Genomic DNA, 14174 nt, shown 5'->3' on the forward strand with positions numbered 1-14174 from the left:
TAGCTTAAACTTTTTCAACATAAGCACACAACACTAGTTATAATTTCCTATAAGTTGAAAAAACTCTTAAGATTTAGCGTGATTATTACGCTTCTCTCACACCGACTAGCTGACAACCACATTAGGAGGACTATCTATGGCGCTTGTACCACTGCGGCTGCTGTTGGATCACGCGGCTGAAAACGGTTACGGCATCCCAGCTTTCAACGTTAACAATTTGGAGCAGATTCAAGCAATCCTGAAGGCTGCTGTAGAGACAGATAGCCCCGTAATTTTACAAGCTTCTCGTGGCGCTCGTGCTTATGCTGGAGAAAACTTCCTGCGCCACCTGATTTTAGCAGCGGTAGAAACCTATCCTCAGATTCCCATTGTCATGCACCAAGATCATGGCAATGCTCCTGCTACCTGCTATTCAGCAATTAAGAACAACTTCACCAGCGTGATGATGGATGGTTCTTTGGAAGCTGATGCTAAAACTCCCGCTAGCTTCGAGTACAACGTCAGTGTTACCCGCGAAGTCGTAAATGTAGCTCATGCTTTGGGCGTCAGCGTTGAAGGTGAACTCGGTTGTTTGGGTTCTCTAGAAACTGGTGCTGGTGAAGCTGAAGATGGTCACGGTTTTGAAGGAACACTCGACCACTCCCAACTATTGACTGACCCCGACCAAGCAGTTGATTTCGTAGAGCAAACCCAAGTAGACGCTTTGGCAGTCGCCATTGGCACTAGCCACGGTGCTTACAAGTTTACCCGCAAGCCGACTGGGGAAATTTTAGCCATCAGCCGCATTGAAGAAATTCACCGCCGTCTACCTAACACCCACTTGGTAATGCACGGTTCCTCCTCTGTACCAGAAGATTTACTGGCGCTGATTAACCAATATGGTGGTGCAATTCCTGAAACCTACGGCGTACCTGTAGAAGAAATCCAAAAAGGCATCAAGAGCGGTGTACGTAAGGTAAATATTGACACTGATAACCGTCTAGCAATTACCGCAGCGGTACGTGAAGCTTTAGCTAAAAATCCCAAGGAATTTGACCCCCGTCACTTCCTCAAGCCTTCTATTACATATATGCAGAAGGTTTGTGCTGAACGCTATCAGCAGTTTGGTACAGCTGGCAACGCAAGCAAGATTAAACAAATTTCTTTGGAAGATTTTGCTGCTAAGTATGCTAAAGGCGAACTCAACGTTGTTACCAAATCAGCTGCCAAAGTTTAATCAATAAAAGGGGCTGGGGATTGGGAACTAGAGACTGGGTAAAAAACCGTTTACTAGAATCTTCCTAATTCCTAATTCCTTTCATTTACAAATAAGGGCAAAATTAGTTCTATCTCAAACAAAAGTGAGAATTTTAATATTGAGATAAATAAACTGGGTGGCATTGAGGTCACCCAGTTTTTGTTTTATTCATCAGAATTGGGCATGGGGCATCGGGAATGGGGCATGGGGAAGGGGTAAGGGGAAAGGGGAAAAGGGGAAAGATTAAATTTATTCCTTTTCCCTTTAACCTTTAACCTTTTCCCCTGCCTCCCCTGCTCCCCTGCCCCCCTGCCCCTCATTAAAATACCCGATGCTGTAAAGAGGGCATTTGACGGCGGACTTGTTCGAGTCTGGTGGGTTTGATTTCTGCGATCGCAATTCCCGGTTTTTCTCCAGCATCCGCTAAAATGACTCCCCAAGGGTCGATAATCACAGCGTGTCCGTGGGTTTGACGGCGGCCGTAGTTGTTGCCTGTTTGGGCGGGAGCAATGACGTAAGCGGTATTTTCTATGGCTCTTGCTTGTAATAATACTTGCCAGTGGTCTTTGCCTGTAAAGGCGGTAAAGGCAGCGGGAACAAATAACACATCGGCACCCTTATCTGCTAAATGGCGATACAGTTCTGGAAAGCGCACATCATAACAAATAGAAAGCCCTAAATTACCGAGTTTTTCTGAAAAATGGACGGGGGGTAGTTGCGTACCAGCTACAACAGTATTGGATTCGCGATAGGTGTTACCATCAGGGACATCAACATCAAATAAGTGTACTTTGTAGTAACGGGAAAGTTCTTGACCGCTTGGATCGATGAGTAGAGTCGTGTTATAAACTTTGCCTGTATTATCTACTGGAAGTGGAAAGCTGCCGCCCAAAATGGTAATTTGAAAGCGTTGAGCCATTTTTTTGAGGAATTTTTCACTTTCAATAGCGATGGTATCCCCTTGGGCGAGTCTGTCTTTTTCTTCTCCCATAAAAGAAAAGTTTTCTGGCAAACCTACCAATTCAGCACCTTGACGCACGGCAAGATCTATTAATTCTTCTGCGTGTGCCAAATTTTTTTGCAGATCGGACACACTGGTTAATTGAATAGCGGCGGCTAAATAAGACTTCATAGATTCAACAACGAATAGTTGATTTATGGGAAATAGATTATCAAAATATATCGCTACTTCAGCATCTGTGAAACTTAATTAGAAATCCATGACTTGTTGCTTTTCTTGAACAAACTTATTATTCACATTCTTTATTTTAATCTTCCTCTAGGTTCTAGCAAACCGAGCAAGATTGAGATTAAGTTGTGAGCAAACCCTTCCTAAAGCTAGCAGCTAGTGGATATCTCTATTCTGATTCAGACATTTATCGCTGTGTTTGTCTTGGCAGATGCTGTGGGCAATATACCGATTGTTTTAGTTTTGACTAAGGGCATGATGCCAGAAGAAAGAAACAAGGTCATAGATAAAGCAATTATCGTCGCGATCGCAGTTCTTTTGCTGTTTGCCTTTGCTGGACAAATAATTTTGAATTATCTCGAAATCAGTATTGGATCTTTGCGAGTAGCAGGAGGATTATTGTTACTGCTAATTGCTTTGCAAATGCTCCGGGGAGAATTAGATAGGCCAATTATTGAGGAAGGACGCGATGTGGCAATTACTCCACTAGCTTTACCTCTGCTAGCAGGGCCGGGGACTTTGACGACGGTAATGTTGTTGATGTCGAAATCACACAGTCCCCATCTGAGTATCGTCGTAGGTATCTTAGCTGCGATGTTTGTTACTTGGTTGATTTTGCGTTTGGCAAATTTGATTGACCAATGGATTGGTGCAGAAGGTGGAGTGATTGTAACTCAGCTTTTGGGTTTTCTGTTAGCAGCTCTAGCGGTGGAAATTGGTAGTACAGGCATTAAGGAGTTGTTTTTGGGCTAGAAAACTCCTACAAATATTAAAACATTCTTAAATTACGTACAAATGTAAACAAGTTTGAAAGACGGGGAATTTAAGCCTTTCAAACTTGTTTGCAAAAATTAACTTAAAGTGACAACAGTATATATAACTCAAGAGGATTTTGTTGCCAATTGAGTTTCAAAGATACTTTTCCAGAGTGCTAGATAATGTAGTTTTGGGCACGGCGCCGACTACCATATCCACTTTTTGTCCACCCTTAAAAATCATTAATGTGGGAATACTGCGGATGCCGTACTGACTGGCAACATTAGGATTTTCATCTGTGTTGACCTTTACGACTTTTATTTGACCTTTGTACTGTTCGGAGATTTCATCGACAACAGGAGCTACCATACGGCATGGTCCGCACCAGGGTGCCCAAAAGTCAACTAAAACGGGTACTTCGCTGTCGAGTACTTCTTGCTTAAAAGTAGAATCCGTAACTTGTGCGGCTGCTGACATGCCTAAAACCTTCGCCAAATATATCTGAGCTTCGTGAAAATTCTACCATAGCAAAAACATCTGCTTCGGAGTAAAGGATGTACATTTGCAAAGAAGCTTTAGATTTTATTCATAAACATAAGGAACCGCCCGAACAGTAGTCCGGGCGGAGTGTGGTGTGAGGAGTGAACGGAAACATGCGTCTCCGCTATTTCTATTGTAGGCGACATATAGGATTTTTCCAGGAATTGTTTAGGGGCCTGGAAAATTTTTTTAATAATTTGATGTTGCAAATAGGGCATTGGGCATTGGGCATTGGGCATTGAGCAATGGGAAAGGTTAAATTTATGCCTTTACCCTTTACCCTTTAACCTTTTCCCTATCTCCCTCATCTGCCCCTCTCCCCCTGCCCCATTCCCTAATTTTATTTCCCCATTCCTAATTGCTGAGCTTTTTGGTAAACTTTGCCCTCGGTTAATAGGGAAGGAGCAATCACAACTTCTACCTGTTGCATTTCTTTAATATTTTTCGCTCCTAAGGTGCCCATACTGGTCTTTAAGGCACCTAAAAGATTGTGAGTGCCATCATCTAGTCCTGCTGGGCCAACGAGTATTTGCTCTAGGCTGCCAGTGGTGGCAACGCGAATGCGGGTGCCACGGGGCAAGACTGGGCTGGGAGTTGCCATGCCCCAATGATAACCTCGTCCTGGGGCTTCGGCGGCTCTGGCAAAGGGGGAACCAATCATCACACCATCAGCACCACAAGCAATACATTTACAAATGTCGCCACCAGTGATTAAACCACCATCAGCGATGACGGGTATATAATTACCAGTTTCCTTGAAATAATCATCTCGTGCCGCAGCACAATCAGCGATCGCAGTTGCTTGTGGCACGCCCACACCCAACACCCCACGAGATGTACAAGCAGCACCAGGGCCAATTCCCACCAGTACCCCAGCTGCCCCAGCTTTTAACAAATTCAAAGTGACTTCGTAAGTTACACAATTCCCCAACACCACGGGAATAGGCATTGAACGACAAAATTCTGCTAAATCAAGCGGCACTAAAGACTCTGGTGACAAGTGCGCTGTAGAAACCACCGTAGCCTGCACAAAAAATAAATCTGCCCCGGCTTTTGCTACTGCCTCGCCATATTTGCTGGCTCCTGCTGGAGTCGCACTCACCGCCGCAATGCCACCTTGTTGTTTAATTTCCTGAATACGTTTTTCTATTAATTCCGGTTTTATTGGTTCGGCATAGAGTTCTTGCATCAGGGCAACGAATTCATCTTTCCCCACGGAGGCAATGCGATCTAATATTGGGTCTGGGTCAGCATAGCGAGTTTGAATCCCCTCTAAGTTGAGGACACCTAATGCTCCTAACTGCGACAAACGTACAGCCATGCGAACATCTACTACGCCATCCATTGCACTAGCAATTATCGGGATTTCTCGCTCAATATTGCCAATACGCCATCTAGTATCTGCCAAACTGGGGTCTAGTGTTCTGTTACCGGGGACTAGAGCAATTTCATCTATTCCGTAAGCTCTGCGAGCTGTTTTTCCCCGCCCAAGTTGAATTTCCACGCTTTAACTTTTCTCAAATCTGTTTAAGCTAGGGTATCAAATTGTGGGTGAAGTTGGGGCGTTTTTTTCTCGAACTATATCTCGAACTATATTAGGTTGGTTATTAGTCATTAGTCATTAGTCATTAGTCATTAGTCATTAGTCATTGCCCAATGCCCGATGCTCAATGCCCAATGCCCAATATTTACTGTTTAGTTTTAGCTGCATCGACACCAGTGTAACCAGTTACTAACCAAAGTATGGCTCTAGCACCATCTCGAACAGATTTTTCAATAGATTCAGGAGGAGTTTCTGAAGGAACTGGCACTGGTTTTAAATAAATACCCCGACTACCTAAAATAATTTCGCCGATGACGCAAGCCCGACGCATGTGAAAGTCAGAAGTAACCAAATAAACACTCTTGATCCCACGAGCTTGCAAATCATCTACCAAAGTTGTAAAATTAGTAACTGTATCAACTGCTTCATAGTCCAAGTGTAAGCGTTTAGGATCGACACCAGCTTTACTAAATACCCGTTGTGTATACTTTGCTGGACTGCCCCCTGTAATCCAAATTGGTATATTTGGATGCTTACGCACAAATTCTGCGGTAAACTTCTCTCGCTCTAAACGTCTCGTCGAACCACCCAACACTATAACGGCTTGCGGCTGTACAAATAGGTTTTGTACTTCTTTGTATCCCCACCACATGACTAGCGGTAGGAAAAAAGCCATAAATTTCCAAGATTTACCTGTAAAGAGTAGCTTATTCAAGGCTCGATAACTTAATTTACTGAGTCGAAATTTTCTGTAGCTAAAAACAAAAATAGTAGAGTGGCAACCTCCCCAAATAACCCACCCAAACTTGATATTTGGGCAATTTTTGTCTTGCAACGCGCTTAAGTGCGCTTTGCTTTGAGATATTCCTCTAATTGATGGATTATCCTAACCTGTATCTGCCGATCCATCAAAGGGTTTCAACCACTTTATATATCAGGCAACAGCAATAGGCAAAGAAAGTCTTCGGGTGTAGGGGTTTTAGGAGCAGTTTATGTCCTAAACTATGCTTCGATTGTTGAAGGAGTGGGAGCATCTCATACCGAGTTGCGTTCAAAAATATTAGTTTGGGCAAGCAGGGGGAGCAGGGGGAGCAGGGGAGGCAGGGGGAGCAGGGGAAGCAGGGGGGCAATACTACATTTGATTGCAGCTTGGTATCAATTTTATTAAAGTACGCAAAATAACGTCACCCAGTACAGACTGATGCTAATTAAAATTAGCAATGGCGAAATCGTCCATTAGCTGCACTTGGATGGCGTAGTTGAAGAACTATTTAATGTGGTAGTGCTTGCCTGGGGTGCGAAAATCCCAATAAGACTAAAAACGAAACCTGGGGTAGGTTTGGTTGAGGAAGGATGAAACCCAACATTAACGAAATATTGTTGGGTAACGCTTAGGCAACGACGAATTTAGACATTTACTGGCTGTTTATTAGTCTCTGATGTGTAATAAGTGTTGCGATCGCTAATTTCTAAGTGCGTGACTGATTCTTGACCTGTAATTAATCTAGCTCCACGATTGCGGGTGAAATAGTTCCACGCCCACTGAATCATTACTACTAATTTGTTGTCAAATTCAATTAAGAAATAAATGTGAATTAATAGCCAAAATGCCCACGCAAAGAAGCCTTTGAGCTTGAGAAAACCTAAATCCACCACAGCCGAATTTTGCCCAATCATCGCTAAACTACCGCGATCGACATAAGCAAAGGCTGGCAAAGTTTGACCTACAAGCCGTTTTTGAATTAGTTCTGCGACGTATTCTCCTTCTTGCTTGGCTACAGGCGCAACACCGGGTAGTGGCTTGCCGTTTTGGTGGGAAAAATTCGCCAAGTCGCCAATTACAAAAATATTCGGATATCCCTTAATACTCAAGTCAGGTTCGACGATGACACGTCCCGCGCGATCGCATTCGGCACCTGTGCGTTCTGTTAGCACTTTTCCCATTGCCGAAGCTTTCACACCTGCTGCCCATAATACCGTTTTTGAGGCAATCTTTTTGACTTCATCCCCTTGTTTGAGGGTGACAATATCATTTTCAATATTAGTTACTAATGTTTTTGTTTGGACAACCACTCCCAAGCGCGTCAGAGATGCTTCGGCTTCTTGTGATAATTCTGGTGCAAATGGCGGCAGAATTCGATCCAGTCCTTCTAACAGCAAAATCTGGGCTTCTGAAGTGTCGATGTTGCGGAAATCTTCTTTGAGAGTTTGATTTGCCAACTCGGCGATCGCTCCCGCTAATTCTACACCAGTAGGGCCACCACCAACAATTACAAAAGTTAACCAGGCACGGCGTTTTACTGGGTCGGTTTCTTTTTCTGCGGCTTCAAATGCCATAAAAATCCGGCGACGCATTTCTATAGCATCTTCTACAGTTTTCAAGCCAGGGGCAAATTCTTCCCAGTTGTCTTTGCCAAAATACGAATGCTTCGCACCCGTGGCAACAATCAATGTATCGTAAGGTATTGCTTCGTTACCGACAATTACTTTTTGTGCTTCTGGATCGATATTATTCACCTCTCCCAAAAGCACTTTTGTATTCTTGCTCTTACTCAGTACAGAACGCAAAGGCGAGGAAATATCAGCGGGAGATAAAGCGCCTGTAGCAACTTGGTACAGCAGGGGTTGAAATAGATGAAAGTTACGTTTATCGATTAAAGTAACATTTACTGCTGTCTTAGCGAGTGTTTTTGCTGCATAAAGTCCACCAAAACCACCGCCAACAATGACAACTTGATGGATTGGGTTCTTGTCAAGTGAGTTTACCATAAGAAATATTTCTCTGTGCGACGACTGCTGTAACTATTCTTAACAAATTTATCTCAAACTTGTCATCATAAATTTGTATTTTTTTTTACATTTATAATAATAGGGACTGGGGACTGGGGATTAAGGACTAGGAATTGGGAAAGAAATATTTTGATTAGTAAAGTAACTTTTATCTCCTAAATATACTGAAAATATTTATTGTGTAGATTTATCGGCGATTGATAACGTATTTATGCAAATTTAAAAATCAAGGGACATGAGGACTAGAAAAAACTTCCCCAGTCCCCAGTCCCTAGTCCCCATTCCCCATTCCGTAGTTTTTCACTACACAATTTGAGGTACAATCAAAAGCCTGCCAATTTAATGATGCTTGCTGACAGGAGATGCTTCTATGGCCCGGATGTATTATGACGAAGATGCCAATTTAGACCTTTTGAGCGGAAAAACTATTGCTATTATCGGCTATGGTTCCCAAGGTCATGCCCACGCTCTCAACTTAAAAGATAGTGGTTTGAATGTAATTGTGGGACTATATCCGGGCAGTAAGTCAGTGGCGAAAGCCGAAGCAGCTGGGTTAACTGTGAAAAATGTTGCCGATGCGGCTAATGCTGCTGACTTCATTATGATTTTGTTACCTGATGAAGTCCAAAAAACGATTTATAAAAACGAGATTGAACCGAATTTAGAAGAAGGGAATGTGTTAGCCTTTGCCCACGGTTTCAATATTCATTTTGGGCAAGTTGTACCGCCAGCGAATGTAGATGTGGTGATGGTGGCACCAAAAGGGCCCGGGCATTTGGTACGGCGGACTTATGAAAGTGGGGAAGGTGTACCAGCGCTGTTTGCAGTTTATCAAGATGCTAGCGGTCAGGCACGCGATCGCGCAATGGCATACGCTAAAGGTATCGGTGGTTCTCGTGCGGGTATTCTCGAAACTACTTTCCGTGAAGAAACTGAAACTGATTTATTTGGCGAACAAGCAGTATTGTGCGGTGGTTTAAGTGCTTTAATCAAAGCCGGATTTGAAACTTTGGTAGAAGCTGGTTATCAACCAGAATTGGCTTATTTTGAATGTCTCCATGAAGTCAAGTTGATTGTTGACTTGGTTGTGGAAGGCGGCTTAGCGAAAATGCGCGACAGCATTTCTAACACAGCTGAATATGGTGATTATACCCGCGGCCCGCGAATTGTCACCGAACAAACCAAAGCTGAAATGCAGAAGATTCTCAGCGAAATTCAATCTGGGCAATTTGCGCGAGAATTTGTGTTAGAAAACCAATCTGGTAAACCAGGATTTACTGCCTTGCGTCGCAAAGAAGCCGAACACAAAATTGAGGAAGTTGGTAAAGATTTACGCGCGATGTTTAGCTGGTTGAAAAAAGCTTAAAAATAAGAATTCAGAATCAATCTTTTGTAGAGACGCGATTTATCGCGTCTTTTGATTTATCCCTCAACCATATCAGGAGATAACTGTGTTTTTCAGCCAATATTTCCTAGAAATTATCCTCCGCACTGGAGAACATTTAATATTAGTTGTAATTGCAATGGTGGTGGCGGTTTCTATTGGCATTCCTTTAGGCATATTTATCACTCGCCAACCGCAACTCGCCCAACCTATTATAGGTTTAACTAATGCTATTCAAACCACTCCTAGTTTAGCTATCTTTGGGTTTTTGATTTCTGTACCATTTCTTGGCGGAATTGGCAAAGTTCCTGCGATTGTCGCCTTGATTCTTTATGCTTTGCTCCCAGTAATTCGGAATACTTATATCGGTATTAATAGCGTTGAGCCGGCAATTATAGAGGCGGGACGAGGGATGGGAATGACAGACCGGCAATTGCTATTTCAAGTAGAAATTCCTCTAGCTTTAGGGGTGATTTTGGCAGGAGTTAGGGTAGCAACTGTTATTTCTGTGGGAATTGCTACCATTGCGGCAGCTATTGGCGGCGGGGGTTTGGGGGTGTTTCTTTTTCGGGGGATTTCTACTCTTAATAATCAGCTGATTTTAGCAGGGGCAATACCCGCTGCTTTGATTGCGTTAGGTGCTGATTTTACCTTGGGATGGTTAGAAAAAAACCTGACGCAGCAAAGTGAAAAAAGTATAAAAATTAATCGTCAAACAGGCATTTATTTCGGTATATTAATGTTATTAATTGCCGGATTAATTACCTTTACCTATTGGCTAACACCACCAACAATTATTATTGGTTCCAAAAATTTTACCGAACAATTTATTTTAGGTGAACTACTAGCTCAACAAATTGAATCTCATACTAAATTAAGGGTTGATAGACGCTTAAATTTAGGTGGAACTTTTATTTGCCATGAAGCGTTAAAAGCAGGGCAAATTGCTGGCTATATAGAATATACAGGAACGAGTTTAACATCTGTTTTGAAACAAAAACCTATTAGCGATCGCCAAGTAGTCTATCAAAAAGTCAAACAAGACTACAACCAAAAATTTAAATTAGAAGTTATGGAGCCTTTGGGGTTTAACAACACCTTCGCTATGATTATTCGCAGTGAAGATGCTAAACGGTGGCAGATTAAAACCCTTTCAGAAGCTGCTAAATATACACCTCAAATGCGGGCAGGATTTGGTTATGAATTTCTGGGCCGACAAGATGGTTATCCAGGGTTAGCTAAAACTTATGGCTTCAAATTTACCAAACCTCCCCAACAAATGGAGTTAGGACTGATATATCAAGCTATCAAAGAAAAGAAAGTAGATTTGATAGCAGGTAATTCTACAGATGGCTTGATTGCTGTTTTGAACTTAGTCATTTTAGAAGATGATAAAAAATATTTTCCACCTTATGAAGCTGTGCCTGTTTTTAATCAGGCAATTCTAGAAAAATATCCAGAATTACGAGAAGCTATCAATCAATTAGCTGGGCTAATTTCCACTGAAGAAATGCAAAAAATGAATTACCTGGTTGATAATCAATCTCGTCCTGTTGAAGAAGTTGTGCATGAGTGGTTGAAGTCTAAGAAACTGGTCAGTTAAATGGGAATATAAAACTGATATTTGATTTTTGAGATTAAAATGGAAATGTCGATTATGTTTTAAGGTTAATAGTCAAAAAAGTTGAATGGCTAAGGATCGTTTTCACAATTCAGTTAGAACTGCTCTAGAGAAAGAAGGGTGGACGATTACGGACGACCCTTATCAAGTAAGCATTGGGGATGTTGATTTTGAAATAGACTTAGCAGCAGAAATGTTAGCTGCCGAACGAGCAGGTGAGAAAATTGCTGTCGAAATCAAAAGCTTTATTGGTGGATCGAATGTTTCCGAATTTCATACGGCTTTAGGACAATTTATTAACTACCAATTTGCTCTTGAGGAATTCGATCCCCAAAGAAAACTTTATCTGGCTGTTCCTGACTCAATTTATAAATCATTTTTTCAACGTCGTTTTACGCGCTCAGTAATAGAGAGAACTAAAATTAATTTATTAGTTTATGATGAAAAAGAGGAGATCGTTGTTCAATGGCAGTAGAACAATATCGTCAAATCATTCAAAATTTAATTGTAGAGCGATCGCAGAGCCAATTTCACCCAGAGGAAATTGAGACTCAAGCCGTTTTAGATACTGAGCGCGACCACTACCTTTTATTACATACTGGTTGGCGCAATAATTATCGGACACATGGATGCAGTATCCATATTGATATTAAAGACGGCAAAATCTGGATACAGCATGATGGTACTGAAGTTGGCATTGCTACACTATTGTTGCAACAAGGTGTACCTAAAGAAGATATAGTATTGGCCTTTCACTCTCCTTATATGCGGAAATTTACCGAATTTGCTACCCATTAAGCTTTTAGGAAGCGAAGAAGAGAGTGTTTGTTTTATTTGTAGTGAGTAGTTAAGAAAAAGGAGCGATCGCTCCTGCTAAAATTAAATCAACAAAAGCGATCGCTGCTGCAATTATCCTCAATCTTGGCAGCAAAAATGCTACTCTATTTCGTCTTTCAACTTAAGATTTACTGGAAGTGCTATAAAATATATGCAAAAACCCCTTGATTTTAGTCAGGGGGTAAAGAATAAATAGCCTCTAATTTTGTATTAGAATTACCACCACATTGTTCCCGGACTACCTTTAAATGGCCCGACAATATCAGTAGTAATCCATCCTCCGTAAAAATCGCCAGGTTGAGGTGTTACTAACTCGTCATTGACATAACAAGCATCCATTAAATTGGGCATAAAAGCATAGTATTTTTCAAGGGAAACAAAATTAGGGGTGGGGTCAAAATATGCCCAAGCTGCATGTTGTAGATATTTATCGCCAACTTTGACATCATAATATTGATATCGCCCTTTCCATTCACACAAGCCTTTTTTGGGCGTTTGAATCAGGTGTTCTACTTTAACGTCCTCAGGGGGAAAGTAATAGACTGGAGGATGGCTTGTTTCTAAAACTCTTTTACCTTTATTAGTTTCTGCCAAAACAATACCATTACAAATTACCCGCAGTTGTTTATTAGTATCTTCTAAACGAGCCGGACGCGGATAATCCCAAACTGATTCTTGACCGGGTTGTGGTGGTATTGGATTTGCTCTCATGGTTAATAAGCTCCTGTTTTTAAGTTGTGATGAAAACAGAATTCAGAATTCAGAATTCAGAATCAATAAACATCTCCAAAAATTAAATATGCATTGTCATCAGTAGGGGATACCATCTGTAAACTTCAAGGGTACGGCCATTCGTTGTTATAGCAGTTGAAGCATAGTTTAGGAAATAAACTGATGGTAAAACCGCAGCACCAAAAAACTTTCTTTGCTTATTGCTTGTTGCTTGCTATATTTCGGACAATCCTAAAACCTGCGTGTTGATAAAAACTAGGGCGGAACCAATTGCGATAATATTTTAAAGCTTCTGTACCGTTAGTTATCCAACATCCTCCCAACATCATGTGATGTTTGGTGTCAAAAAAGATAGCAGAATTATCTTCGTAGAGATAATGAGGTTTATATCCGGAAAGAGGATTTAAATTATCGCTCAACCATTCCCAAACATTGCCTCGCAAATCGTATAAACCAGAGTGGCTTTTAGCTGTTTCTAAGGTTCCAACTGGACTTGGCGAACCAAATTTAAAATTGAGATTGTAATTGTCTATATCTTCTGAGAAATTATTGCCGTAAGTTGCTAAATGATATTCTGATTCACTCATTAAGCGAGTATCTTCACCTTGCCAACGGCAATAAGCCATCGCTTCATAGTGATTGACTTCCACTGGCCAATCTAAGGGTAATTCCATTTCATCAAACATAGCTCGATATTTATAACTACCATTTTCAGGTAGCCAAAATTTCGGATGTTTGATGTTATTTTGAGTTTTCCAATTCCAAGATTCCTTATCCCAATATTCTGGATGTTCGTAGCCACCAGCCTTGACAAAATAAATAAATTCGGCGTTGGTAATTAGATATTTACTGGCGAAAAAAGATTGAACTTCAACAGTGCGATCGCCATAATCAATATCCCATCCATAAGTCGGATCGTCAAAGGCTTTACCAAGTTTTACCATCCCACCAGGAACTTCTATCATTTCATTGTGAGGGGTGTAACCATTAAAAGCAGCATATTTCCAATTTGCAGGACGTTTTACTCTTTCAATTGGTAGTTGGCGAATTAACATCGAAGAAGTTTCAATGTGAATGCGTTGGTGTTCAATTGCCATCATTAATGCCCAAAGGGGACAATCGGGATGAATTGGCAAAGTAATTGGAGTTGTTTTAATTACTTCTGAGATGATGGAATATGCTTGTTTTCGATACTCCCAAGTTTGGGCTAAAGAGGGCCAATTGAAATGAGCGATCGCTTCATTCAATTCCTCTGGTTTCTCTGGATCGACTCCAATTTCAAACAAAATTTCATACTCTGGATTTAGGCGTTTTTCTAATAACCCAACGCGAATTAATTTATTGATGTAAAAAACAGCCGAATGTCCCAGATAAAAAATTAGAGGGTTTCTCAAAGGGTCGGGATTGATATAAAATGTATCCTCCCCAACTAGACTTTTCATTAAAACATCTTCTAGTTGCCAAGCATTCTCAAAGTAATCGAAAATAACTTGAGAATTACAGCTATCCAGTTTTGGAGGTTTAGTAGATTGTAGACTACTCATG

Annotated in this window: 13 protein-coding genes; 6 read left to right on the forward strand and 7 right to left on the reverse strand. The window is 41.3% G+C overall.

What is annotated here, in order from left to right; translation table 11 throughout:
• Positions 1-136: 136 nt before the first annotated feature.
• Positions 137-1216, forward strand: a complete 1080-nt coding sequence (gene fba, locus NSTC745_RS00355) for a class II fructose-bisphosphate aldolase (RefSeq protein ID WP_445635400.1) — start codon at positions 137-139, stop codon at positions 1214-1216.
• Between the two features lie 340 nt (positions 1217-1556).
• On the opposite strand, the gene NSTC745_RS00360 is transcribed toward fba, so the two are convergent.
• Positions 1557-2369, reverse strand: a complete 813-nt coding sequence (locus tag NSTC745_RS00360; protein WP_445635401.1) for a carbon-nitrogen hydrolase family protein — start codon at positions 2367-2369, stop codon at positions 1557-1559.
• A 216-nt stretch (positions 2370-2585) separates the two neighbouring features.
• On the opposite strand from NSTC745_RS00360, the gene NSTC745_RS00365 reads away from it, so the two are divergent.
• Complete coding sequence (locus NSTC745_RS00365; RefSeq protein ID WP_445635402.1) at positions 2586-3179, forward strand: MarC family protein; 594 nt, start codon at positions 2586-2588, stop codon at positions 3177-3179.
• 156 nt (positions 3180-3335) lie between these two features.
• On the opposite strand, the gene trxA is transcribed toward NSTC745_RS00365, so the two are convergent.
• From trxA to NSTC745_RS00385, 4 genes are all read right to left on the reverse strand, one after another.
• A complete protein-coding gene (gene trxA / locus NSTC745_RS00370; RefSeq protein ID WP_096537128.1) occupies positions 3336-3659 on the reverse strand; it encodes a thioredoxin in 324 nt (107 codons plus the stop codon).
• A 403-nt stretch (positions 3660-4062) separates the two neighbouring features.
• Positions 4063-5226, reverse strand: coding sequence for a GuaB3 family IMP dehydrogenase-related protein (locus NSTC745_RS00375; protein ID WP_096537126.1), 1164 nt, complete (start codon positions 5224-5226; stop codon positions 4063-4065).
• A 184-nt stretch (positions 5227-5410) separates the two neighbouring features.
• A complete protein-coding gene (locus tag NSTC745_RS00380) occupies positions 5411-5941 on the reverse strand; it encodes a YdcF family protein (protein ID WP_445635403.1) in 531 nt (176 codons plus the stop codon).
• 731 nt (positions 5942-6672) lie between these two features.
• A complete protein-coding gene (locus tag NSTC745_RS00385) occupies positions 6673-8034 on the reverse strand; it encodes an NAD(P)/FAD-dependent oxidoreductase (RefSeq protein ID WP_445635404.1) in 1362 nt (453 codons plus the stop codon).
• 391 nt (positions 8035-8425) lie between these two features.
• Between NSTC745_RS00385 and ilvC the strand changes: the two genes are divergently transcribed.
• The 4 genes from ilvC (at position 8426) to NSTC745_RS00405 (ending at position 11858) form a co-directional block, all read left to right on the forward strand.
• Positions 8426-9421, forward strand: a complete 996-nt coding sequence (gene ilvC, locus NSTC745_RS00390; RefSeq protein WP_096537123.1) for a ketol-acid reductoisomerase — start codon at positions 8426-8428, stop codon at positions 9419-9421.
• 85 nt (positions 9422-9506) lie between these two features.
• Positions 9507-11042 (forward strand): glycine betaine ABC transporter substrate-binding protein, encoded by a 1536-nt coding sequence (locus NSTC745_RS00395; protein ID WP_445635405.1) that lies wholly within the window; start codon positions 9507-9509, stop codon positions 11040-11042.
• Between the two features lie 85 nt (positions 11043-11127).
• Positions 11128-11535: a XisH family protein gene (locus NSTC745_RS00400; protein ID WP_445635406.1), complete on the forward strand. Its 408-nt coding sequence runs from the start codon at positions 11128-11130 to the stop codon at positions 11533-11535.
• A complete protein-coding gene (locus NSTC745_RS00405) occupies positions 11526-11858 on the forward strand; it encodes a XisI protein (protein ID WP_445635407.1) in 333 nt (110 codons plus the stop codon). Before NSTC745_RS00400 ends, NSTC745_RS00405 begins: the two co-directional genes overlap by 10 nt.
• A gap of 255 nt (positions 11859-12113) precedes the next feature.
• Here NSTC745_RS00405 and NSTC745_RS00410 read toward each other — a convergent pair whose 3' ends face one another.
• Both NSTC745_RS00410 and ovoA read right to left on the reverse strand, forming a co-directional pair.
• Positions 12114-12608, reverse strand: a complete 495-nt coding sequence (locus tag NSTC745_RS00410; protein WP_445635408.1) for a DUF427 domain-containing protein — start codon at positions 12606-12608, stop codon at positions 12114-12116.
• 218 nt (positions 12609-12826) lie between these two features.
• Positions 12827-14173: a 5-histidylcysteine sulfoxide synthase gene (ovoA, locus tag NSTC745_RS00415; RefSeq protein WP_445635409.1), complete on the reverse strand. Its 1347-nt coding sequence runs from the start codon at positions 14171-14173 to the stop codon at positions 12827-12829.
• Position 14174 lies beyond the last annotated feature (1 nt).

It is taken from the genome of Nostoc sp. DSM 114161 (assembly GCF_052692665.1).

Bases quoted from the DNA above. Each gene is read 5' to 3' on its own strand.
- fba (WP_445635400.1), top strand. From the start codon at position 137: ATGGCGCTTGTACCACTGCGGCTGCTGTTGGATCACGCGGCTGAAAAC.
- NSTC745_RS00360 (WP_445635401.1), bottom strand. From the start codon at position 2,369: ATGAAGTCTTATTTAGCCGCCGCTATTCAATTAACCAGTGTGTCCGAT.
- trxA (WP_096537128.1), bottom strand. From the start codon at position 3,659: ATGTCAGCAGCCGCACAAGTTACGGATTCTACTTTTAAGCAAGAAGTA.
- NSTC745_RS00380 (WP_445635403.1), bottom strand. From the start codon at position 5,941: ATGGCTTTTTTCCTACCGCTAGTCATGTGGTGGGGATACAAAGAAGTA.
- NSTC745_RS00385 (WP_445635404.1), bottom strand. From the start codon at position 8,034: ATGGTAAACTCACTTGACAAGAACCCAATCCATCAAGTTGTCATTGTT.
- ilvC (WP_096537123.1), top strand. From the start codon at position 8,426: ATGGCCCGGATGTATTATGACGAAGATGCCAATTTAGACCTTTTGAGC.
- NSTC745_RS00400 (WP_445635406.1), top strand. From the start codon at position 11,128: ATGGCTAAGGATCGTTTTCACAATTCAGTTAGAACTGCTCTAGAGAAA.
- NSTC745_RS00405 (WP_445635407.1), top strand. From the start codon at position 11,526: ATGGCAGTAGAACAATATCGTCAAATCATTCAAAATTTAATTGTAGAG.
- NSTC745_RS00410 (WP_445635408.1), bottom strand. From the start codon at position 12,608: ATGAGAGCAAATCCAATACCACCACAACCCGGTCAAGAATCAGTTTGG.
- ovoA (WP_445635409.1), bottom strand. From the start codon at position 14,173: ATGAGTAGTCTACAATCTACTAAACCTCCAAAACTGGATAGCTGTAAT.